General features: G+C 72.1%; 17 protein-coding genes. 11 read left to right on the top strand and 6 right to left on the bottom strand.

Annotated elements, in window-relative coordinates; translation table 11 throughout:
* Positions 1-98: 98 nt before the first annotated feature.
* From FYX01_RS07490 to FYX01_RS07470, 5 genes are all read left to right on the top strand, one after another.
* Positions 99-1,766: an ABC transporter substrate-binding protein gene (locus tag FYX01_RS07490; protein WP_150238945.1), complete on the top strand. Its 1,668-nt coding sequence runs from the start codon at positions 99-101 to the stop codon at positions 1,764-1,766.
* A 335-nt stretch (positions 1,767-2,101) separates the two neighbouring features.
* Positions 2,102-3,106 carry an ABC transporter permease gene (locus tag FYX01_RS07485; protein ID WP_150238943.1) on the top strand — a complete coding sequence of 335 codons (1,005 nt, stop codon included), beginning with the start codon at positions 2,102-2,104 and terminating at the stop codon, positions 3,104-3,106.
* Positions 3,106-4,152, top strand: a complete 1,047-nt coding sequence (locus FYX01_RS07480) for an ABC transporter permease (protein ID WP_150238941.1) — start codon at positions 3,106-3,108, stop codon at positions 4,150-4,152. The genes FYX01_RS07485 and FYX01_RS07480 overlap by 1 nt, the downstream gene beginning before the upstream one ends.
* A 2-nt stretch (positions 4,153-4,154) precedes the next feature.
* Positions 4,155-5,276, top strand: a complete 1,122-nt coding sequence (locus FYX01_RS07475) for an ABC transporter ATP-binding protein (RefSeq protein ID WP_150238939.1) — start codon at positions 4,155-4,157, stop codon at positions 5,274-5,276.
* Positions 5,273-6,379: an ABC transporter ATP-binding protein gene (locus FYX01_RS07470; RefSeq protein ID WP_150238937.1), complete on the top strand. Its 1,107-nt coding sequence runs from the start codon at positions 5,273-5,275 to the stop codon at positions 6,377-6,379. The genes FYX01_RS07475 and FYX01_RS07470 overlap by 4 nt, the downstream gene beginning before the upstream one ends.
* Positions 6,380-6,437: 58 nt before the next feature.
* On the opposite strand, the gene FYX01_RS07465 is transcribed toward FYX01_RS07470, so the two are convergent.
* Both FYX01_RS07465 and FYX01_RS07460 read right to left on the bottom strand, forming a co-directional pair.
* On the bottom strand, positions 6,438-7,526 hold the full coding sequence (locus FYX01_RS07465; protein ID WP_150238935.1) for a tetratricopeptide repeat protein: 1,089 nt from the start codon (positions 7,524-7,526) through the stop codon (positions 6,438-6,440).
* Entirely contained in the window at positions 7,523-8,752 is a 1,230-nt protein-coding gene (locus FYX01_RS07460; protein WP_190394219.1) for an AAA family ATPase, read from the bottom strand. The genes FYX01_RS07465 and FYX01_RS07460 overlap by 4 nt, the downstream gene beginning before the upstream one ends.
* Positions 8,753-9,134: 382 nt before the next feature.
* Here FYX01_RS07460 and FYX01_RS07455 point away from each other — a divergent pair, with 382 nt between their 5' ends.
* The 3 genes from FYX01_RS07455 (at position 9,135) to FYX01_RS07445 (ending at position 11,063) form a co-directional block, all read left to right on the top strand.
* Positions 9,135-9,467: a hypothetical protein gene (locus tag FYX01_RS07455; protein WP_150238933.1), complete on the top strand. Its 333-nt coding sequence runs from the start codon at positions 9,135-9,137 to the stop codon at positions 9,465-9,467.
* A 166-nt stretch (positions 9,468-9,633) separates the two neighbouring features.
* Positions 9,634-10,437 (top strand): LPXTG cell wall anchor domain-containing protein, encoded by an 804-nt coding sequence (locus tag FYX01_RS07450; RefSeq protein WP_150238931.1) that lies wholly within the window; start codon positions 9,634-9,636, stop codon positions 10,435-10,437.
* Between the two features lie 257 nt (positions 10,438-10,694).
* Complete coding sequence (locus FYX01_RS07445; protein WP_150238929.1) at positions 10,695-11,063, top strand: thiol-disulfide oxidoreductase DCC family protein; 369 nt, start codon at positions 10,695-10,697, stop codon at positions 11,061-11,063.
* An 83-nt stretch (positions 11,064-11,146) separates the two neighbouring features.
* Here the strand turns inward: FYX01_RS07445 and FYX01_RS07440 are convergent, their stop codons facing one another.
* Together FYX01_RS07440 and FYX01_RS07435 are read right to left on the bottom strand one after the other, a co-directional pair.
* Positions 11,147-12,040, bottom strand: coding sequence for a 3-methyladenine DNA glycosylase (locus tag FYX01_RS07440; protein ID WP_394350442.1), 894 nt, complete (start codon positions 12,038-12,040; stop codon positions 11,147-11,149).
* Positions 12,041-12,051: 11 nt separating this feature from the next.
* Entirely contained in the window at positions 12,052-13,860 is a 1,809-nt protein-coding gene (locus FYX01_RS07435; RefSeq protein WP_150238925.1) for a coiled-coil domain-containing protein, read from the bottom strand.
* A 406-nt stretch (positions 13,861-14,266) separates the two neighbouring features.
* Here FYX01_RS07435 and FYX01_RS07430 point away from each other — a divergent pair, with 406 nt between their 5' ends.
* Complete coding sequence (locus FYX01_RS07430; RefSeq protein ID WP_150238924.1) at positions 14,267-15,691, top strand: aldehyde dehydrogenase family protein; 1,425 nt, start codon at positions 14,267-14,269, stop codon at positions 15,689-15,691.
* 121 nt (positions 15,692-15,812) lie between these two features.
* Here FYX01_RS07430 and FYX01_RS07425 read toward each other — a convergent pair whose 3' ends face one another.
* Both FYX01_RS07425 and FYX01_RS07420 read right to left on the bottom strand, forming a co-directional pair.
* Positions 15,813-16,877, bottom strand: coding sequence for a trypsin-like serine peptidase (locus FYX01_RS07425; protein WP_150238922.1), 1,065 nt, complete (start codon positions 16,875-16,877; stop codon positions 15,813-15,815).
* 163 nt (positions 16,878-17,040) lie between these two features.
* Complete coding sequence (locus tag FYX01_RS07420) at positions 17,041-18,729, bottom strand: alpha/beta fold hydrolase (RefSeq protein ID WP_150238920.1); 1,689 nt, start codon at positions 18,727-18,729, stop codon at positions 17,041-17,043.
* A 354-nt stretch (positions 18,730-19,083) separates the two neighbouring features.
* Between FYX01_RS07420 and dxr the strand changes: the two genes are divergently transcribed.
* Together dxr and FYX01_RS07410 are read left to right on the top strand one after the other, a co-directional pair.
* Positions 19,084-20,331: a 1-deoxy-D-xylulose-5-phosphate reductoisomerase gene (gene dxr, locus FYX01_RS07415; protein WP_150238918.1), complete on the top strand. Its 1,248-nt coding sequence runs from the start codon at positions 19,084-19,086 to the stop codon at positions 20,329-20,331.
* A gap of 21 nt (positions 20,332-20,352) precedes the next feature.
* The gene (locus tag FYX01_RS07410; protein WP_150238916.1) at positions 20,353-21,708 is read left to right on the top strand and encodes a M50 family metallopeptidase; all 1,356 of its coding nucleotides are present in this window, start codon (positions 20,353-20,355) and stop codon (positions 21,706-21,708) included.
* The last annotated feature ends 204 nt before the right edge of the window (positions 21,709-21,912 follow it).

Genomic DNA, 21,912 nt, shown 5'->3' with positions numbered 1-21,912 from the left:
GTATTAATACCCAGCCGTCTATCTTCACAGTCGCTCGCGAAGCGGTCTAGGGTCCACTCAATCGTTCCAGGGCCCACGCCCCCACATTGAGGTGGACCATGTTCGCGAAGTCTTCCCGAAAGCCGCTGGCCCTCCTGGCCACCGCGGCGGCGCTCACGCTGGTGGCCACGGCGTGTGCCGAGAGCACCCGAGACGACGGCGGTGCCGACGAGTCGGAGCCGTTCGTCTTCGCCTCCGCAGGTGACATCAAGACCCTCGACCCCTTCCTCACCAGCGACGGTGAGACCTTCCGCTACAGCCGACAGGTCTTCGAGACCCTCCTGGAGCACGAGTCGGGCGGAAGCGAGATCGTCGGCGGCCTGGCCGAGGAGTGGGAGCAGTCCGAGGACGGCACCGAATGGACCTTCGAACTGCGTGAGGGCGTGCTGTTCCACGACGGCGACGAACTCGACGCCGAGGCGGTCTGCGCCAACTTCGACCGGTGGTACAACCTCTCGGGCGGTTACCAGAGCTCGAACAACTCCTATTACTGGCAGTCGATCTTCGGTGGTTTCGCGGAGAACGAGAGCGAGGACATCTCCGAACCCCGGTTCGTCTCCTGTGAGGCCCCGGACGAACTGACCGCGGTCATCACGATCGACGAGTACTCCTCGGTCTTCCCGGGCGGCTTCAGCCTCGCCTCGTTCGGCATCATGAGCCCCAGCACCCTGGAGGCCATCGCCGACCAGGAGATCACCGGCGAGGAGGGCAACTACACCCTGCCCGAGTACAGCCAGACGGCCGGGACGGTCGCGGGCACCGGCCCGTTCACCGTCGAGGAGTGGGACCACGACCAGGCCGCGGTGACCCTCAACCGCTTCGACGACTACTGGGGCGACGCCGCGGGCTTCGAGACGATGATCCTGCGCGCCATCCCGGACGAGACCGCCCGTCGCCAGGCGCTGGAGGCCGGTGACATCCACGGCTACGACCTGGTCGCGCCCGCCGACGTGGACCCGCTGACCGAGGCCGGTTTCCAGGTGCCCACCCGCGACGTGTTCAACATCCTGTACATGGCCTACCAGCAGGAGGCCGAGGAGGCCCTCGCCGACCTGGAGGTGCGCCAGGCCCTCGCGCACGCGGTGGACCGCCAGCGCATCGTCGACACGATCCTCCCCGAGGGCGGTGAGGTCGCGACGCAGTTCCACCCCGACACCCTCGACGGCTGGTCCCCGGACGTGCAGACCTACGAGTACGACCCCGACCTGGCCCAGGAGATGCTGGCCGACGCCGGGCAGGAGGACCTGACCCTGGAGTTCTGCTACCCGACCGACGTCACCCGCCCCTACATGCCCGCGCCGCGCGACATCTTCGACGTCGTCGCCGCGGACCTGGAGGCGGTCGGCGTCACCGTGGAGCCGGTCACCTACGAGTGGACCGAGTACATCCCCAAGACCAACTCCGGTGAGTGCCCGCTGTACCTGCTCGGCTGGACCGGCGACTACAACGACGCCTACAACTTCATCGGCACCTGGTTCTCCGGGTACAACAGCGAGTTCGGCTTCCGCGACGAGGACCTGTTCTCGGCCATGGAGGAGGCGAGCGGCAACCCGAACGACGAGGAGCGCGTCGCCGCCTACCAGGAGCTGAACAACCAGATCATGGACATCCTGCCGGGGCTGCCCATCTCCAGCTCCCCGCCGTCCATCGCCTTCGCCGAGAACGTCAACCCGCCCAACGTCAGCGCGCTGACCCAGGAGAACTTCGCCGAGGCCTCCTGGAAGTAGCCTGACCCGCTCCCCGGAGGAGAGGGAGGGCCCGACCGGCCCCGACAACGGCCGGTCGGGCCCGCGCACTGCCCGGGACACCGGGCTCCGCGGGGCACGGCCCCGGGGCGGGATCCCGCGAGAGCCGGCGGGACCCGACGGCGTGCGGGCACACCGACCGCCCTCCCGGGAGGGCGCGTCACCTCCCCGGCGGCACGTCCACCGGCCGCGCCACACACACGCGGGGCGCACGTGCCTCCGAGTGCCCGCATCCCCACAGTTCCCGAACTCCCCGCCCCACCCCGGCGGGGACGCTTCGCGTCCATCGTTCCCACCACTGGCGAAAGGCGGCGAAGGTGCTGCGATTCATCGTCAGGCGTCTCCTCCAGCTGATCCCGACACTGGGCGGCCTGTCGATCCTGCTGTTCGTCTGGCTGCAGCGGCTGCCGGGCGGCCCGGAGTACGCCCTCCTTCCCGACGACGCGACAGCCGAACAGCGCGCCGCGCTGCGGCGGTCCCTGGGCCTGGACGAGCCGATCACGGTTCAGTACCTGGCCTTCCTGCGCCGTATCCTCCAAGGCGACCTCGGTACCTCGCTCAACACCGGGCGGTCGGTCACCGAGGAGTTCTTCACACGTTTCCCGGCCACGTTCGAACTGGGCTTCACCGCGATGCTGATCGCGGTCGCCGCGGGCGTCCCCCTCGGCTACCTCGCCGCGCGCAGGCGGGGGACCGTACTGGACTTCGCCGCCGTCGGCGGCTCCCTGCTGGGCATCTGCACGCCGGTGTTCTTCCTCGCCTTCATCCTGAAGGTGGTCTTCGCCGAGCGCCTCGGCCTGTTCCCCTCGGCCTTCCGGCTCTCACCCGGGATGAACCGCACCGACCTCACCGGCTTCGTCGTCCTGGACGGCCTCAGGACCGGAGAGTTCGACGTGGTGTGGGACGCCCTGCTCCACCTGGTGCTGCCCGGGCTCGCCCTGGCCTCGATCCCGCTCGCCGTGATCGTCCGCATGACCCGAGCCAGCGTCCTGGAGGTGCTCGGCGAGGACTACGTGCGCACCGCCAACGCCAAGGGCCTGCACCGCAACACCGTGCGCACCCGCCACGTGATGCGCAACGCCATGCTCCCCGTGGTGACCGCCGTCGGCCTGCTCACCGGAAGCCTGTTCGCCGGGGCGGTGCTCACCGAGAGCGTCTTCGCCTTCCCCGGCATCGGCTCGTTCGTCTACGCCGCCACGCAGGGGCGCGACTACCCCGTGCTCACCGGATTCATCCTGCTCATCGCCACCATGTACGTGCTCATCAACCTCCTGGTGGACATCTCCTACAGCCTCCTCGACCCGAGAGTGCGGGCCCAGTGATGCCAACGACACCGAGCTCCCAGAACCGGTCCGGACCCGAGAGCGCCCCGGAGACCCCGGCGGACGCCCCGGACGGGCACGCGCCCCTCCTGGGGCGCAAGGCGGCCAGGATCGACCGGCTGGCCGAACTCATGGGCCACCGCGAGGAGGGCGACCACGGCGCCGGGGTCTGGCGCACCGCGTTCGCCCGCATGCGCCGCAGCCCCATGGCCATCACCGGGGCCGTCATCGTCGTGGTGTTCCTGGTCGTGGCGCTGTTCTCCCCGCTCATCGCCCCCTACAGCCCCACGTCCCAGGCCTGGGGCGCGGAGGTCTTCCCCAACCGCAACGTGTTCGTCGGCCCGCGCGCCGAGAACTGGCTCGGCCTGGACAACCTCGGCCGCGACCAGTTCTCCCGCATGGTGATCGGAGCCCGGCAGACCCTCCTGGTCGGCGTGGTCGCCACCCTGGTCGGCTTCGGCGTCGGCGCGCTGCTCGGCGGCGCGGCGGGCGCGGCGTCGGTCCTGGGCGGACGGTGGGGGCGCCAGGTCGACAACCTCGTCATGCGCGTCATCGACATGATGCTGGCGCTGCCCACCCTGCTGCTCGCGGTCACCATCGCCGCCCTCGTCGGCTCCAGCCTCACCACGGTCATGATCGCGGTCGGTGTCGCCCAGGTCCCCATCTTCGCCCGCCTGCTGCGCGGCGCGATGCTCTCCCAGGGCAGCCGCGACTACGTGCTGGCCGCCCGCGCGCTGGGCGTGCGCAAGCACAGGATCGCGCTCGTGCACATCCTGCCCAACTCGCTCGGCCCGGTGATCGTGCAGTCCACGCTCACCCTGGCCACCGCCATCATCGACGCGGCGGCCCTGTCCTACCTGGGTCTGGGCAACCCGGACCCGGCCTTCCCCGAGTGGGGGACGATGCTCGCCGACGCCCAGCGGTTCCTGTCCAGCGCACCGCAGCTGGCCGTGTACCCGGCGCTGGCCATCATCGTCACCGCCCTGGGCTTCACCCTGCTGGGTGAGGCGATGCGGGAAGCGCTCGACCCCAAGCTGAGGAAGTGACCATGAGTTCCAGCACGCCGCTTCTGGCGGTGGACGAGCTGTCCGTGGTGTTCCGCGGACGCGGCTCCGACGAGGTGCGGGCCGTGGACGGGGTGTCCTTCACCCTGGAGGAGGGGCGGGTGACCGGCCTGGTCGGCGAGTCCGGCTGCGGCAAGAGCGTCACCTCGCTCGCCCTCATGGGCCTGCTCCCCGACCGGGGGGTGGAGGTCGGCGGCAGCGCCGTCATGCGGCTGCCCGAGGGCAGGGCCGACCTGCTGAAGCTGTCACAGAGGCGCATGCGCGACCTGCGCGGCTCGCAGATGGCGATGATCTTCCAGGATCCGCTCAGCTCCCTCAACCCCGTGGTGCCCATCGGCCGCCAGGTCACCGAGATCCTTCGGAGGCACCGGGGCATGCGCGGACCGGCCGCCGGCAAGGAGGCCGCGGAGCTGCTGAACCGGGTGGGCATCCCCGACCCCGACCGGCGGCTGCGCGAGTACCCGCACCAGCTGTCGGGCGGCATGCGCCAGCGCGCGCTCATCGCCATGGCGGTGGCCTGCCGTCCCAAGGTGATGATCGCCGACGAGCCCACCACCGCCCTGGACGTCACCATCCAGGCGCAGATCCTGGAGCTGCTCAGGGACCTGGTCACCGAGGAGGGCACCGCCCTGCTGATGATCACCCACGACCTGGGCGTGGTCGCCGGGCTGTGCGACGACATCAACGTCCTGTACGCGGGCCGGGCGGTGGAGAAGGCGCCGCGCGCGCCGCTGTTCTCCGGCCCCACCCACCCCTACACGGTCGGCCTGCTGGGCTCCATCCCCCGGCTGGACGCCCCGCGCGGCGAACCGCTCACCCCCATCCGGGGGTCGATCAACGACAACATCGCCTGGTCGCAGGGGTGCGCGTTCGCGCCCCGCTGCGACCACTACACGATGGAGTGCCTGCAGGGACCGCCCGCGCTGGTGGCGGCGGGCACCGCCGCCGGGGCGGACGCCCGCGGGCCGGACGGCGGTTCCGGGGGGAACCCCGCCACCGCACACGTGCACCGGTGCGTGAACCCCCTCCGCCGCGCGGACACGGCGGACCGGTCCGCGCCGGAGAATCCGGCCGCGGCCGGCGAAGACGAGGAGGCGCAGGGATGAGCCTGCTGCGGATCAACGACCTCAAGGTGCACTTCCCCATCCGGCGGGGGGTGCTCTTCGACCGCACCATCGGCCACGTGCGCGCGGTCGACGGCGTGAGCCTGGAGGTCCGGAGGGGCCAGACCTACGGTTTGGTCGGAGAGTCCGGGTGCGGCAAGACCACCCTGGGCCGGGCCGTGCTGCGGCTGGTGGACATCACGGAGGGCGAGGTGTCCTTCGACGGCCGGGACCTGGCCGGGCTGGACAACGAGTCGATGCGCCGCGAGCGCAAGCACCTGCAGATGGTGTTCCAGGACCCGCTGGGCAGCCTCAACCCCCGGCAGAACATCGGCTCCATCCTCCTGGAGGGACTGCAGACCCACGGGATCGGCGGACCCGCCGAGGGGGAGGGGCCGCCGGCGGGCAGGGAGCGGCGCGCCCTGGTGCTGGAGGACCAGCGCAGGCGCGTGGTCGGCGCCCTGGAGAGGGTGGGCCTGTCGGCGAAGGCGCTCACCCGCTACCCGCACGAGTTCTCCGGGGGGCAGCGCCAGCGCATCGGCATCGCCCGCGCGCTGGTGCTGGAGCCCGACCTGATCATCTGCGACGAGCCGGTGTCGGCGCTGGACGTGTCGATCCAGGCCCAGGTGCTCAACCTGCTGGAGGAGCTGCAGGACGAGCTGGGGCTGACCTACCTGGTGATCGCGCACGACCTGGCGGTGGTCCGCCACGTCAGCGACGTGGTCGGGGTGATGTACCTGGGTGGGCTGGTGGAGGAGGCCTCCGGCGACGAGCTGTACGAGACGCCGATGCACCCGTACACGCGGTCGCTGATGTCGGCGGTGCCGGTCCCGGACCCGCGGGTGGAGGACACCCGCGAGCGCATCCTGCTCGCCGGGGACCTGCCCTCGCCCGCCGATCCGCCGCAGGGGTGCCGGTTCCACACCCGCTGCCCGTGGCGGCAGGAGGAGCGGTGCGACACCGAGCGGCCCGAGCTGCGCCCGGTCGAGGGCGCTGTGGAGGGCAGCACCCACCGCGTGGCCTGCCACTACGCCGAGCGGATCCTCTCCGGTGAGATCCGCCCCAACGAGGAGATGGCCGAGCGCATCGTGCACGGCGCCGGTTGAGCCGACCGGCGGGGCGGCCGTCCGCGTCGGGGTGGCCGCCCCACCGGGCGGGCCCGGGTCACCGGGCGGCGGACCGCTCGTTGGCGGCCTCCCGGGCCAGGAGGTCCGCCCACACCAGGTTCCGGCCGTGGCGCTGCCACAGGTAGGCGGCCAGGAGCAGGGCGAGCCCGTACAGCCCCCAGGGGTCGGGCACCAGTCCCAGGAGGAGGAGGGAGGCGGGCATGAGCACCAGCCCCGTCATCCAGCCGGTGAACCCGTCGAAACCGCGCATGTAGCGCCGCACGTTCGCGGGGATGGTCACGATCCTGGCCACGTGCCACACGGACGGTGCGGTCACGCTCAGGGTCACCACGAGCGCGAGCAGGAGCGGGCCGAGGTCGTCCGACGTCGTGAGCGCCCCTGTCAACAGGGCGAACGGCGCGGCGAGGACGGAGTGCCGGTTCACCCGCAGCCCGGTCCTGGCGATACCCGTGTACATGATCCTCGCGGCTCCCCGGGCACGCGGGTTGAGCGACATCAGCAGCGCGCTGTGGGCCGCCGCGCCGCGCAGTCTGCCCCGCAGCGCGTCGACGGCGCTCAGGCCCCTCAACGCGCCCTCGTGCTGCGGCTCCAGCTCCAGCGCCCGGCGGTAGGCGGCCTCCGCGTGGGAGAGCAGGTTCAGCTCGCGGTACATGTCTCCCGCCTGGCTGTGCGCGGACGCCCTGTCCGCGTCCAGCGTGCCCGCGCGTGTCAGCGCCTCGTGGATGGTGTTGAGCGACCGGGGGTTGTGCACGCCCATGGAGAGGTGGAGGCGGGTCAGGGCCTCGGCCGCCAGCAGGTGGCCGACGCCCTCCTCGGGCTTCCTGGCCACCAGGTCGTTGAAGACCCGCAGTGCCTCGTCGGCGCGCCCGCCCAGCAGCAGGGACTGCCCCAGCATGTTGAGGGCCGCGGTGTCGTCCGGATCGATCCGCAGGCACTGGCGGGCGGCCTCGTAGGAGTCCGGGAGCTGGTGCAGGGCCAGATGGCAGAAGGCCTTGAGCCGCCAGCCCGCCGAGAGGCCGGGATGCCTCCCGACGAAGGGGTCGATCTCGGCCAGCGCCTGCCCGTACCGGCCGGTCCCGACGAGCATGTGGACCCGCCGCAGCGACTCCGCGCCCTCCTCCGTCACCGCCAGAACCCGCCGCGCCCGTGCAGGTAGTCGGCCAGCTCCTGGTAGCTGTTGTCCTTGTTGGCGAAGGCCACGGCGGCGCGGGCGCCCTCGAACCAGTCACCGGTCGAGGCGCGCACCTCCGCCAGGGCGTGCTCGAAGTCGGGCATGCCGATGGGGCGGACCCGGCCCAGCCGGGAGGAGTCCAGCAGCGCACGCTCGGCGGCGCTCTCGCCCAGGTGGGACAGGTCGGCCCCGGACAGTCCCTCGGTGCGCCGGGCCAGCGTGGTGACGTTCAGCCCCTCGGTGGGGCGGTCCCTGAGGCCCGAGGTGAGGATGGCGGCACGGGCGGTCCCGTCCGGCGGCGGCACGAACAGCATGCGGTCGAGGCGGCCCGGCCTGCGCAGCGCCGGGTCGACGTCCCAGGGGTGGTTGGTGGCGGCCAGGAGGAACACGCCCTCGTTGTCCTCGGCGACCGAGTCCAGTTCCGTGAGCAGCTGGGTGACGACGTTGCGCAGGTAGGGGCCGACCTTGTTGCGGCGTCCGCCGATGGCGTCGAGTTCGTCCAGGAAGACGACACACGGGCTGTACTCGCGGGCACGCTGGAACAGCGCCTGGATGTTGCGCTCGCTGTTGCCGATGTAGCGGTCCAGGACGTCGGCGAGGGAGACGGTGAGGAAGTCCGCGCCCATCTCGCCGGCGACGCCCCGGGCGAGGAAGGTCTTGCCGCAGCCGGGCGGCCCGTACAGCAGCAGGCCGCCGCGCAGGCTCTTGCCGAAGGCCCTGCGCAGCTCGGCGTTGCGCATGGGAGCCAGGAACGCCGCCTCCAGGCGGTCCTTGACGGACCGCATGCCCGCGACGTCGGCGAGGGTGACGCGGGAGGAGGTGAACTCGTAGTCGTCGGGACGCAGGGGAGCCCCGTCGTCCTGGGAAGTCCCGGAGCGGCCGGAGCGCTCGGCGGACGGGGGAGGCGGGGCGGTCGCGGGAGCGGGCCGGGCCCCGGAGACCTCAGGGTCGGCGGTGGGGGCGGATCGCGGACCGGTGCCCAGGGCACGTGCCATCAGCGCCCGGGCCCGTTCCGAGCCGGGGTCCTGCTGCAGGGCCGTGGCCAGATGGGGGATGGCGGTCTGGGAGTCCCCGGAGTCCACTAACAGCTCACCCAGGTGCAGGCGCAGGACCGGATCGTCGGGGGCCGCTGCCACGGCGGAGGCCATACTGGTGATCAGCCGGGAGTCGGGGGAGGACATCACTGCCCTTTCGTGGTCACGGTGTAACGGATCCTCGCGGTCGGAACCTTATCCGTGCTCGATGACAGGAGGTGTGCCGCCCTGTCCGGACGACGCCGGCCACCGCCGTTGACGGTGTCGGTGCGGACCGGAGGGGGATCCCGCCCGTCCGCGCGCCGGCGCGGGGCGCGGAGGCGGTGATGACACGTGTCATCCCGAAGCCGCCGAATCCTCACGGTCCACAGGTGACAGCGGCGACTTCTGCCGGGATGCCGTCCGCGGCAGCCTGGGGGCATGGCTTTCGTCCGCCCCCGGACCAGGCCACCGGCCCCCGCCCGGATCCCAGGCCCCGGCGACCGCGTCCAACCCGGTGACGACTCTCCTGATGGTGGTGTTTCCGCCCATGCTGCTGATCTCCCTCATACTGCGCCGCCGCACCCGGATCGCCCGGCGCCTGCTGGAACGGCTGCGGACCGTGTCCCTGTCCCTGGGACCCACCGCCTGGCCGGCCGCGGGTCAGCGCTGGGGAGACTGGGCGGCGGCCCCGATGATCCTGTGGGCGCTGGGCGCGGGTTTGGTGGCCGCCGGGATCACCGTCGGCGTGTGGCACTTCCGCCGGGTTCCTACCGAGGCCGGAAAGGAGCGCTGGCCGCACGTGTCGGTGTTCGTCCTGTCGGTCGTGTTCTCCCTGACCCTCGGTTCCCTGATGGTGTGGAGCGTGGTCGCCACGGCCTGATCCGGTGGGGGAGGAGGGCGGAAGAGGCAGGTGGGAGGCGGTATTTCTTTGGCGATCTGTGATGTGTGTACCGCTGCGGGGAGCGGGGAAGGAAGATAAGTTTGACTCGCGCTTCAACATGAGCCCGCTCTGCTCCCGCGGGCATCTCTACAAATCAGGAGTCCCCTTGTCCCCCAATCCTGGTACGGGCGCGCTCGGTGCCCGTCTCCTGCTCGGTGCCGCCCTGGTCGCGGGCACCGTTCTCGGCGGCACCTCCGCGGCGTTCGCCAGCCCCAACCCTCCCGGCGACAACGGAACCGTCAAGGTCCACAAGCCGGGGACCCCCGACGAAGAGCGGAAGCACGAGCCCAAGGTCTGCGACTTCCAGCTCAACGCCTTCAACTTCGACAGTGCCCAGGAGGCCACCTGGGAGATCAAGGTGAAGGAGGAGAACGGCGGTTGGTCGAAGGAGCCCGTGCTGGAGGGCGCCATCACCCTGGACGAGGAGGGTGACGGCAGCACGGAGGTCCTCGACCTTCCCAACGGCCACTACAAGCTCTACTGGCAGAACACCAAGAACAAGAAGCACAAGGTCTTCAAGGTCGTCTGCGAGGAGGAGCCGGAGGACCCGGAGCCGACCGCTCCCGAGGAGACCCCCGGCGAGGAGCCCACCACGCCTCCGGGCGAGGAGGAGACCCCGGGCGAGTCCCCCGACCCGACGGACCCGACCGATCCGACGGACCCGACCGACCCGGCCGAGCCGACCGTTCCCGAGGAGACCGACGGGCCCGAGCCGACGACCGGCCCCGACGCCCCCGAGGCCGATGAAGAGAAGGCCCCGGCCGACGAGGACGAGGAGGCCGCTCCCAGCCTTCCCGTGACCGGCTCGGCCCTGACCGCCCTGGTGGCCGCCGGAGCCGTCGCCGTCGCCGGTGGTGGCGCGGCCGTCTACTTCACCCGCAAGCGGAGGAACGCCGGCGCGCAGGAGTAGGAACCGCGAGTCCTGAGGGGGTGGTCACGGTCGTGGCCGCCCCCTTCGGCGTGTCCGGGCCCCGGGGGTCTCGGGCCCCGTTGCGGTCACCCGTCCGCCGGAGGGCACCGGATCCCGCACGACGACGGCTGTGCGGTTGCCCACTCCGGGACGCGGAGTGCCAGGTGGGACCGGGGAGGAGCGCCCGTTCCCGGCGGAGCCGGAGAAACACCGAGGAGGACCGGGAGAAACCAGCCGACACCGGGCACGATGGTGGCATGAGGCCTTCGCTGGACACCGTCCCCGGCACCGGGGCGTTCCTGTACGACCGGGACTGTGGTTTCTGCAGGCGTTCGGTCGTCCTCGCCCGCGACCGGCTGCGCGTGCGCAGCCGCTTCGTGGCCTGGCAGGACTTCGACCTCGACTCGGTGGGCCTGACCCCGGAGCAGACCGACGCCAGCGCCTGGTTCGTGTACGCGGACGGACGCCGTTTCTCGGGCGGCGACGCCGTCGCCGAACTCCTGCTCCACGGGCGGCCCCTCACCCGGCCGCTGGGCCGCCTGGCACGCTTTCCGCTGCTGCGCGCGCTCAACCGGGCCGCCTACCGCTGGGTGTCCGCCAACCGCCACCGCCTGCCCGTGCCGTAGTCCCTCCCGCGGCTTCGTCCCCGTCCGCCGGAGAACGGGGTGGCACCGGGCGGCGCGGTGCGCGCGCCGCTCCCGCCGGGCACTCAGGCGGCGCGTAGGGCCCGGCACACGTCGAGCAGGCGCTCACGCAGCACCGCTCCGCGTTCGGCGAAGTCCTGCTGCGCCTCCATGTACGCGGCCTTGCCCCCGGCGGTCTCGATGCGCACCGGCTCGTACCCCCACTCCGTCAGGTCGTAGGGGGAGGCGCGCATGTCCAGCGTCCGGATCTCCCGCGAGAGCTCGAAGCAGTCCACCACCAGCTCCGAGGGGACCGCGGGGGCGAGCTTGTACGCCCACTTGTACAGGTCCATGTTGGCGTGCAGGCACCCCGGCTGGTCCAGCTCGGCCTGCCGCTCCCGCGTGGGCCGCAGGGTGTTGCGCGGGCGCGCGGGCTCGGTGAAGAACCGGAACGCGTCGAAGTGCGAGCACCGGATCCGGTGCGACTCCACCACCCGGTCGGTGCCCTCGTGGCCCAGCCGCAGCGGCACCTGTCCGTGCCGCACCTCCTCGGTCCGGTACACCATCGCCCACTCGTGCAACCCGAAGCAGCCCAGGTGGGCGGGGCGCGAGGCGACCGACGACAGCAGACGCTCCACGAAGTCCAGCACCGGCCGGGCCGCCAGGAACGCCCCGGTGTCCAGGCCCACCGCCCCGCCGGGCAGCTCCTTGTAGAACCGCTCGTCCAGGCGGGCGCGGGCGCCCCCGCCCAGCAGCACCGTTCCCACACCCGGGTGCCAGCGCCGCAGTTGGGCGGGCTTGAGGTTGTAGTAGGTGAACAGGAAGTCCTCCACCGGGTGGCGCGCACCCTCCCTGCGGCGCCGCAGGTGGTCGGCGACCAGCGCGTCCACGCGGCGCCCGTGCTGGTCGGCGCGCTCGCGCCACAGCGCCTCGGCGAGGGCGGTCGGTGCCTGAGAGCTCGTTCCCGTCACGGCGCCCAGGGTACGCGGAGTCAGTTCGACTGCTGTACGGGCAGGTGGCGGCCCAGGTAGCCGATGTACACGCGGTTGGTGGTGCCCGGGCCCAGGTGCGGGTAGAAGTACAGCCTCGGGCAGATCCCGTACTCGATGTCGAGCTTGATGTGCGCGTACATGGGCACCCGTCCGTTGGGCTCGACCTCCTCGGGGACCCGGAAGAGGCGCTTGTCGTTGAGCTTGCCCCGGTTGCGCACGTAGTCCGACTCCTGGGAGGCCAGCCGTTTGACGGGGATCACCTGGTACCCGTCGGGCGTCTCCCTCAGATAGGAGTGGAAACCCAGCCCGCTGCCCGGGTTGTCGAACTGGTAGCGGGCGTAGTCGTTCAGGGCCAGCAGCGCCTCCCAGGCGCGGGTGACCCACAGGGACTCCTTGCGGCTGTCGGACAGCTCGTACACCGTCTGGTCCTCGATGGTGAAGTACAGGTGCGGCAGCACGGAGTCGTCGGTGATGCGCTCCAGGAGCTCGCTCACGCTCGCGGGCGGCCGCCGTTGCGGGTCGCGGGGTGCGGGCGCGGCGGCCAGCCGGAACAGCCCGGCCTCGCGTGCCTGCTCGCGCAGCCAGCGGGTCTCGTAGCGGGCGGCGCGCAACTGCTCCCGGGCGGTGCCGAGCTCCTCGCCCAGGTCGGCGGTCTCGGCCAGGAGCCCCTGGCGCTCCTCGGAGAGCTCGTTGATCCGCGTGCCGAGCCGGGTGACCTCCTCGCGCAGCCGCTGGGCCTGCTGTTCCAGCGCCTCGCGCTCCTGGGCGGAGGCGGTGTCGGCCGGTCCCTGCGCCGTGCGGTGGACGACGGCCGAACCCCTGGACGCGGGCACGGCCGCCCGGGACCGGGCGGCCGTACCGCTGCCCCACGGGGCTCGTCGTACGTCGTCGGTCTCCTCGCCCAGGAAGGCGTCCACAGCCTGGAGCGGATCGGGCAGGCACACGTCCAGCGCGTTGTCGCGTACCCGCCGCGACAGGGCGGAGCCCACCCAGTTGCGGATGCGCTCGCCGTCGCGGGCGGTGTCGAGCGTGGTGGGGCTCATCCGGGGGTGGCGCGCCGCGTCCCCCTCGTCGAGCAGGTCCACATGGGGTAAGAACGTGCGCACCCCGCCGGACGGCACGTCCAGGATCCGGGGCAGGAGGGCGCCGACACGCTCCTGGGCGGCGGCGTCGAGCACGTACCCGGCGCACATGCCGGTACACCGGGACAGGGCGCCGGCCATGGCGATCCGCCAGTCGGCGACGGTGACGTCCCGGGGGGCGCCGGTGGCCACCACCGCCATGCGCCGCCGGGGATCGCGGATCGTGGCCACGAGCGTGTCGACGAGGGAGTCGTCGCGCCCGCGCACGATCTTGGGTGTGGGCGGCAGCGGGTGGTCACCGTCGTGGCCGTTCACGGCGTCCAGGAGCATGCGGGCCGCCTCAGGCGGCATGACGTCCAACCGGGGCGACTCGGAGCCGAGCCGGGCGGAGGCGGCCGGGTCCACGGTCATGTCGATCCACGCGTACTGCCACGGGGACAGTTCGGGGTCCACGACCACGGTGGCGATGGTGCGCCATGTCCCGTCCGGCTTGTCGGACTCCGTGGTCAGCCGCAGGAAGGACAGTCCCTCATCGGGGTTGTCGTGCCGGACGACCAGCGCGCGGGAGCGGTTGCTCAGTTCGAAGCGGCCCGAGGCCGCGAAGTCCACCCGCGCACCCGAGTTCCCGCGCTTGCTCAGCCACCGGGACAGGACCGTGGCGGTGGCGGCGACCAGATCGCCGTCGTGTTCCGGGGCTGCGACGAGTGTGCGATAGACAAGCGGCAATGAGCACTCCCGGGCTCCCGTCGACGGCGGTGGACCCGAGGGTCCGGCCGAACACACTGGCAGAGCCCTCCTGACCACTCTGAACGAAGGAGCCCGCTGACGCCAGTCGGTCGGCCAAAGATCCCCGGCCAGGAGGTCGGTTCCGCGGAGAGCGTGACCGCGGGCCCGGCCCCTCCGGGCGCTCGCGCGCCCGGTCCGGGGACTGGTGGTCCTCAAGGTACTACTTCGTCGGCCACGCCGTACCCGTCGGACGCGTGACCGGGGAGGGGGCCGTCTACGGGGCGGGTCGGCGTCCCGGCGGAGGGCGTCCCGCGATGGTGGTTACTCCACTGTGGCCAATCCTCGTGCGGGGATTGGCGAACCTGGACAAGGCGCCTGGAGGGAAGGGGGCACTAGCGTCACGGTCATGTCTACGCGTCCGTTCTGGCTGGCCGGCACCGCCGCGACCGGCGACACCGAGATCACCGTCGTCAACCCCTACACCGGCGAGGACGCGGGTAAGGTCTCCGTCCCCACCGTCGAGCAGGTCGAGGAGGCCGTGGCCGCCGCGCACGCGGTCGCCGCCGAGGCCGCCGCCCTGCCGGCCCATGTTCGGGCCGACGCCCTCGGCCACGTCTCACGGCGTATCGGCGAGCGCGCCGAGGAGATCGCCCGCACCATCACCGCCGAGAGCGGCAAGCCGATCAAGTGGGCCCGGGCCGAGGCCGGACGCGCCGTGTCCGTGTTCCGCTGGGCGGCCGAGGAGGCCCGCCGCGACAGCGGAGAACTCCAGCGCCTGGACACCGACCCCGGCGGTACCGGGCGCATGGCCGTGGTCCGGCGCGTTCCCAAGGGGCCGGTCCTGGGCATCTCCCCGTTCAACTTCCCCCTCAACCTGGTCGCCCACAAGGTCGCCCCGGCGCTCGCCGTCGGCGCCCCCATCATCCTCAAGCCCGCCCCCGCCACCCCGATGACCGCCCTGGTCCTGGGCGGGATCATCGCCGAGACGGACCTGCCCGGCGGCATGGTGTCGGTGTTGCCCATGCCCAACGACCGTGCCGCCTCGCTGATCACCGACGAGCGCCTGCCCGTCATCTCCTTCACCGGAGGCCCGTTCGGCTGGAAGCTGCCCGAGCTGGCCCCGCGCAAGCACGTCACCCTGGAGCTGGGCGGCAACGCCGCGGCCGTTGTGCTCTCCGACGCCGACCTGGACTGGGCGGCCCGGCGCGTGGCGCTGTTCGGCAACAACCAGGCGGGGCAGGTCTGCATCGGCGTGCAGCGCGTCATCGTCGAGGACTCCGTCTACGACGAGTTCGTGCCGCGCCTGGTGGAGCGGGTGGAGGCCCTCGGCACGGGCGACCCCGCGGATCCGGCCACCGACGTGGGCCCGCTCGTGGAGGAGGCCGCCGCCGAGCGCGTCGCCGAGTGGATCGAGGAGGCCGTCACCGCCGGGGCCGAGCTCCTGACCGGCGGCACCCGCGAGGGGGTCACGGTGGCGCCGACCGTGCTCGCGGACGTGCCCGCCGACGCCAGGGTGGTGCGCGAGGAGGTCTTCGGCCCGGTGCTGGTCCTCCAGCGCGCGGCCGGCGTCGACGCGGCCTTCGCCGCGGTCAACGACAGCGACTTCGGACTCCAGGCGGGCGTGTTCACCCGTGACCTGCCCACCGCGTTCCGGGCCCACCGGGAACTGGAGGTCGGCGGCGTGGTGATCGGCGACGTGCCCAGCTTCCGTGCCGACCAGATGCCCTACGGCGGCGTCAAGGGGTCGGGCGTGGGCAAGGAGGGCGTGCGCGCCGCCATGACCGACCTGAGCTACGAGCGGGTCCTGGTGCTCACCGGTATCGACCTGTAGCTGTGCTTGTTCCGGGGCTCCGCCCCGCCCCGTGTCCGGGCCCCGGAGGCGGGAACCTCCGGCGCCTCCGGGCCCGAACCGGCGGCGCCCGGAGAGGGCGCCGCCGCACCGGGACGAGTGACTAGAGCCGGGCAGCGCGGTCGTAGAGCTTGCGCGCCTGCTCGCCGAGCCGGGGGCCGTACTGGGTGTGGCGGTCGTCGGCGTACTTGAAGCTGATCACCGAGGAGATCGTCCCCCTGCCGGTCCGGGGATCGAAGGCGGTGAACCAGGGGCCGCCGCTGGAGCCCTGGGTCATGGCGCAGCGCACCCCGTTGGCGGTGGTGCCGCCGGTGTCGGGCGTGGTGCGGCCCGAGCAGTAGTGCAGGTGCCTGCCCCCGTACGGCGACGACGACGGGTACCCGAACGCGTACACCTGCACCCCGTCGCGCACCCCGTCCTCCGTCCAGGAGTCGAACGCGATCCGCTGGGCGCCGACCCGGTCCTGGACGGGCGTGCCGTCGTCGGTGTTGACCACCACCATGGCGAAGTCGTAGCTGTCGTCGGCCCGGCGCGACCACTCGGGCGACACCAGCATGTCGCTGGCGGTGAACCTGCCGTACGGGCTGTCCCCGGCCGAGTAGGCGGGCACGAAGGTCCAGTTGCGCGCCCAGGACCCCCTGCCGTCCTTGGCGCAGTGTCCGGCGGTGACCAGGGTGCTCCTGTTCGCGGCGTCCACGACCGACGCCGAACAGGTGAAGTCGCGCCCGTTCATGGTCAGGTAGACCTTGCCGGTGGTCCTGGTGACCAGGCCGTCCGCGGGCCAGCGCTCACCCCTGCTGTCGGAGCGCGGCGAGGACTGGTGCTCGACCCCGCCGTCGGGGAGCAGGCCGTCCCCGGCCATCGGGAGGACCCCCTCCAGCATGCTGGTGATGGGTTTGGCGGCGGCCATGCGCTCGTCGGTCCAGTAGTCCAGGACGGCCTGGCTCGCGTCACCGGTCACCGCGGCCGCCTGGTGGGAGACCCCGTCCACGTGCGACAGCTCTTCACGGTCCCGGCCCACGGCCGTACCGGGGGAGTACGCCGTGTGCACGGCCTGGGTGACGGCGGAGGCGGGTGCGGGGAGCTTGTCGGCGAGGGCGAGGCCCCCCAGGGCGACCGCCGCGGCGGCCAGGGGGGCGAGGATCTTGTGTGTGGTGGACGAGGTCATAACCAGATCCTTGCACACTTAGAGTAACCATACTGCTACTTCAGGTTTGTGTCGCGGATCTGAGGGGCAGAAAGGGCCGCCTCCGGCGCGGGGGTTCCGCCGGAGGCGGCCGAAGGTGTCCGGGGCGGACGCCGCGGGAGCTGGCGCGCGCCCCGGACACCGGTCAGGCGAACGGCACCGTGATCCGTGCGGGCGCGCCCTCGGGGGAGGTCACGCGCACCCGGTCTCCGATGTCGCTCTCGCTTCGGTAGCGGGCGTCCCGGCTGTCCACCACCACGGCCAGGCGGTGCCCCGCGGGCACGTCCCACACCACCGGGGCCAGTTCGGTGTCCACCGTGACGGGCTCACCGGGGGCGGCGTCCCGCAGGGTGTGGGGCGCGTGCGAGAGCAGGGAGCCCCTCCCGTCGCCGTCGAGCGCGTACAGGTACACGTACACCGACTGGTCACCCGCGGTCGGCGTGAGCGTGAGCGAAACCTCCGGTGTGCCCGCCACGCGCGCCCCGTCGGGGTAGGCGGGGCCGGTCCACACGGCCGCCCTGTAGCGGTCCACCGTCGGCAGCAGCACTCCGGTCGGAACGTCGAAGAACTGCTGGAGAGCCCCGGACAGCATCACCGTGCCGCTCTCGGCGGAGGTGCCGATCCCGGTCCGGAAGCCGTAGCCCCAGCCGGTGGAGGGTTGGGGCCCCATGGCGCCGCTGGCACGCCAGCGGAACCAGTCGGTGCTCGGCCTGGCCAGGTGGTACCGCTCGGTGTCGCCGGTCACCGACGGCCAGTCGGCGTGCGAGGTCCACCCTCCGCGTCCGTTGTTGGGCCTGACGTGCACGGGACCCCCGGTGTCCGTCTCGTTGCCCCGGCCCTGGAGGTGGTGGTCGAACCAGTCGCCGAGGGCCTCCCAGACCTCGTCGGGCAGCCCGGCGGCACCGAACAGCTCCTGTGTGGCGTGGTCGCCGGGGGAGAGCATCAGCCGCTTGGGGACCTCCAACTCCTCGTAGAAGTCGGTGATGTGGCCGACGGGGAAGATGCCGTCGTTCCAGGCGTGGGCCATCATCACGGCCGTGCCGTTGGCGTTGAGGGCGTCGACCTTGGTGGCCGCCGAGCGGTCGGCGGCAATATCCAGGGCGGGCTGGATATTGCCGCGCCGGTACTCGCGCCCGATCTCCCGCAGTTCCTCGCCGGGATCGCCCGTGAGGTGGCCCGCCGTCAGGAGGAGCTCGGCCGACTGCGTGTCGACGGTTCCGTTGGGATACAGGGAGGTGGCCAGGTCGGCCCAGCCGCTCAGCGAGGCCACGGCCCGGACCCGGTCGTCCTCGGCGGCGGTCAGCAGGCTGATGCCGCCGCCGTAGGAGATCCCGGCCATGCCGATGCGTTCGGGGTCGGCGTCGGTGTTCTCCAGGGCCCAGTCGATGACGGCGCTGGCGTCGGCGCGGTCCTCGGGGCCGGCGACCCCGATCCCGCCACCGGAGTCCCAGAAGCCGCGCGAGGTGTAGGCGACGACCTGGTAGCCGGACTCGTGCGCCAGCTTGGCGGCGGCGCCGACGTAGAGGAGGTGTGGTGTGCCCCAGGCCGAGGGCATGACCAGCAGCGGGTGCGGGCCCTCCACACCGGTGGGGGTGATGACCTTGGCCCTCAGCTCGGTGCCGTCATGGCTGACGACGGTCTCGTAGCTGATGGTGGCGCTGACGGCGGCGGCCGGTGCCGGGGAGAGCGTCGCCGCGGCGACCACGGCCGCGAGGACGCAGGACAGCAGGCGGGGCAGGAGACGTGCGGAGGTGCGGAGCCCGGATCCGGGCCCGTTCGCCGCGGAGGGGGGTCCGGATCCGGGAGGAGCGGGGGCTTTCCTGGCATGGCGCATGGTGGGGGACCTCGGGGCCGGCGGGGAGGGGGGACCGATGGGTCGTCGCGCCGTCTCGCCATCGGGAGGGGGCCGGTGCTGGTCGGACCGGCGGGGAGTGGGACAGGGGGGTCGCTTAACCGTGGGTCAACTTACTCACCGGTTAAGTTAGATCACCGGACACCGGTTGTAAAGACCCGGTGACATCCGGAGGCGCGCCCCCTTCTTTCCGGAGGCCGGGGGATCCCGGTGAGACCCGCCGGGCGGACTTCCCCGCCCCTTCCTCCCGTACGCCCAGGGAGGAGCGGGCGCCTCCCCGCCATCCCCGACGCGGCCTCCTCCCGCGCGGCTTCCCCGGTGCGGAACAATGGAACCGTGCGAGAAGAACAGCAGCGAACAGTAGCGATCCTCGGTTCCACCGGCTCGATCGGAACCCAGGCCATCGACATCGTCCAGCGCAACCCCCACCGCTTCCGCGTGGTGGGTCTGGCGGCGGGCGGCGGGCGCGCGGACCTGCTCGCCAAGCAGGCCGCCGAACTCGACGTCGCGCTGGTCGCCGTCGCCGACCCCGGCCGTGCCGCCGAACTCTCGCGCTCCCTGGCCGAACACGGCAGCCGTGCCACCGTCCTGGCCGGACCCGACGGGGTCGCCGAACTCGCCGGGAGCGAGTGCGACGTCGTCCTCAACGGCATCACCGGCGCCCTGGGCCTGGAGTCCACCCTCGCCGCGCTGCGCGCCGGGAGCACCCTCGCCCTGGCCAACAAGGAGTCCCTCATCATCGGCGGGCCGCTCGTGCGCGACCTGGCCCGGCCGGGCCAGATCCTCCCCGTCGACTCCGAGCACTTCGCCATCGCCCAGTGCTTCCCCCACCTGCCCGAGGACGAACTCGCCAGTCCCGCCCAGGGCCACGTGCACGCCCGCCGCGACGAGGTGCGCCGCCTCGTCGTCACCGCCAGCGGCGGTCCCTTCCGCGGCAGGGGGCGGGACGAGTTGGCCTCCGTCACCCCGGCCGACGCCCTCAACCACCCCACCTGGAGCATGGGGCCCGTCATCACCGTCAACTCCGCCACCCTGGTCAACAAGGGGCTGGAGGTCATCGAGGCCAACCTGCTGTTCGACGTGCCCTTCGACCGGATCGACGTGGTGGTCCACCCGCAGTCGATCGTCCACTCCATGGTCGAGTACGTGGACGGTTCCACCATCGCCAAGGCCAGCCCGCCCAGCATGATGATCCCCATCGCCTACGGCCTCGGTGCGCCCGACAGGGTGCCCGACGCCGCACCCGGCATGGACTGGACCCGTGCCCAGACCTGGACCTTCGAACCCCTGGACCACGAGGCCTTCCCCGCCGTCCGCCTGGCCTGTGAGGTCGGCGCGGCGGGCGGGACGGCGCCCGCGGTCTACAACGCGGCCAACGAGGAGGCGGTCGACGCCTTCCTTCGGGGAAACCTCGCGTTTCCGGCGATCATGGACACCGTCTCCCGGGTAGTCTCGGAGCACCAGCGAACAGACCGTCCCGGGGGAGCGTCCCACCACGGCGGGGGACTGAGCCTGGATGACGTGTACGCCGCTGACACCTGGGCCCGCTCGCGCGCGCGCGAGCTGTTGGCGCGCCGGGTCTGACACCGCCTTGAGGAGAGATGCATGGTCGCTCTGATGACCGTGGTCGGGATCGTCCTGTTCGTCTTCGGCCTGCTGTTCTCGATCGCCTGGCACGAGCTGGGGCACATGTCCACGGCCAAGATGTTCGGGATCAAGTGCACCGAGTTCATGGTGGGTTTCGGCAGGACCCTGTGGTCCGTCCGCAGGGGTGAGACCGAGTACGGCGTCAAGGCGATCCCGCTGGGCGGGTTCGTACGCATGGTCGGCATGCTCCCGCCCGCACGGCAGGCCTCCGACGGCGGCTCCCGCAAGCTCTCCCGCTGGCGGGCCATGGCCGAGGACGCCCGTGAGGCCTCCTACGTCGAACTCTCCCCCGAGGACGAGGACCGGCAGTTCTACCAGCGGGCGCCGTGGAAGCGGCTCATCGTGATGTTCGCCGGACCCGGCATGAACGTCATCCTGGCCGCGATCCTGCTCGGCGTGCTGTTCATGGGCATCGGCGTTCCCCAGAGCACCACCCAGATCGGCCAGGTCAGCGAGTGCGTGGTCCCCGCCGGCAGCGCCGTCACCGACTGCGAGGACGCGCCGCCCACCCCGGCCGCCGAGGCGGGGATCCAGCCCGGCGACGTCATCGTCGCGATCGACGGCGAGCCCACCCCGGACTGGAACGCCGCCAACCAGCAGATCCGCGAGTCCCTGGGCAGCACCGAGATCGTGGTCGAGCGCGACGGCGAGCGCCTGCCGCTGGACGTCGGCATCGTGGAGAACGAGCTTCCGGCCCGCGACGCCGAGGGCGAGATCCTCTACGAGACCGACGCCGACGGCGACTACGTCTACGACGAGCAGGGCTACCGGACCTACGAGACCGAGACCGTGGGCTTCCTCGGCATCGTCTTCGCCACCGAGCGCGCTCCGCTCACCCTCGGCGAGTCCGCCGCGGAGATGGGCGGCATGATGGTCGGTGTCTTCGACGCGCTCATCTCCCTGCCCAGCAAGGTCCCCGAGGTGTTCGCCGCCGCATTCCTGGGCGAGGAGCGCACACAGGACTCCCCGGTGGGCATCGTCGGCATCTCCCGCATCGGCGGCGAGATCATGGCCCAGGGGCTGCCCGTGGCGGACACCGCCGCGATCATGCTCCAGATCCTGGCCGGGGTGAACCTCTTCCTGTTCGCCTTCAACATGCTGCCGATCCTGCCGCTGGACGGCGGGCACATGGCCGGTGCCTTCTGGGAGTGGGCCAAGCGCGGCTGGGCCAGGCTGTTCCGCCGCCCCGAGCCCGCTCCGGTGGACGTGGCGATGCTGACACCGGTGGCCTACGTCGTGGTGGCCTGCTTCCTGGTGTTCAGCGTGGTCCTCCTGGTGGCCGACCTGTTCAATCCGGTCAAGCTCTTCGGCTGACCCTCCGTGGCCCGGCGCCAGGCCGGGCCACGGGCGCTGCGCGACCGCTGCCGGCCACCCCGGTGACACCGGGCGTTCACACTGGTCCCGGACATGCTCCTGTGAGGTGAGGCACCTCCCCGGGTGCGGGTAACCTGGTGGTCGCGATCCGGGAACGACGGTGTCGCCGAGGCCACCGCGCGCGGTGGCACCCGGACGCGTCTC

Source organism: Nocardiopsis quinghaiensis (assembly GCF_008638365.1).
Classification (GTDB): domain Bacteria; phylum Actinomycetota; class Actinomycetes; order Streptosporangiales; family Streptosporangiaceae; genus Nocardiopsis; species Nocardiopsis quinghaiensis.
Note: the sequence above shows the minus strand (reverse complement) of the source record. Positions and strands in the feature narration are given on the sequence as shown.

What these genes read in the sequence shown, in the direction of transcription:
- FYX01_RS07490 (WP_150238945.1), top strand. Translation starts at nt 99, where the DNA reads ATGTTCGCGAAGTCTTCCCGAAAGCCGCTGGCCCTCCTGGCCACCGCG.
- FYX01_RS07480 (WP_150238941.1), top strand. Translation starts at nt 3,106, where the DNA reads ATGCCAACGACACCGAGCTCCCAGAACCGGTCCGGACCCGAGAGCGCC.
- FYX01_RS07475 (WP_150238939.1), top strand. Translation starts at nt 4,155, where the DNA reads ATGAGTTCCAGCACGCCGCTTCTGGCGGTGGACGAGCTGTCCGTGGTG.
- FYX01_RS07470 (WP_150238937.1), top strand. Translation starts at nt 5,273, where the DNA reads ATGAGCCTGCTGCGGATCAACGACCTCAAGGTGCACTTCCCCATCCGG.
- FYX01_RS07460 (WP_190394219.1), bottom strand. Translation starts at nt 8,752, where the DNA reads ATGTCCTCCCCCGACTCCCGGCTGATCACCAGTATGGCCTCCGCCGTG.
- FYX01_RS07455 (WP_150238933.1), top strand. Translation starts at nt 9,135, where the DNA reads ATGCTGCTGATCTCCCTCATACTGCGCCGCCGCACCCGGATCGCCCGG.
- FYX01_RS07445 (WP_150238929.1), top strand. Translation starts at nt 10,695, where the DNA reads ATGAGGCCTTCGCTGGACACCGTCCCCGGCACCGGGGCGTTCCTGTAC.
- FYX01_RS07430 (WP_150238924.1), top strand. Translation starts at nt 14,267, where the DNA reads ATGTCTACGCGTCCGTTCTGGCTGGCCGGCACCGCCGCGACCGGCGAC.
- FYX01_RS07425 (WP_150238922.1), bottom strand. Translation starts at nt 16,877, where the DNA reads ATGACCTCGTCCACCACACACAAGATCCTCGCCCCCCTGGCCGCCGCG.
- FYX01_RS07420 (WP_150238920.1), bottom strand. Translation starts at nt 18,729, where the DNA reads ATGCGCCATGCCAGGAAAGCCCCCGCTCCTCCCGGATCCGGACCCCCC.
- FYX01_RS07410 (WP_150238916.1), top strand. Translation starts at nt 20,353, where the DNA reads ATGGTCGCTCTGATGACCGTGGTCGGGATCGTCCTGTTCGTCTTCGGC.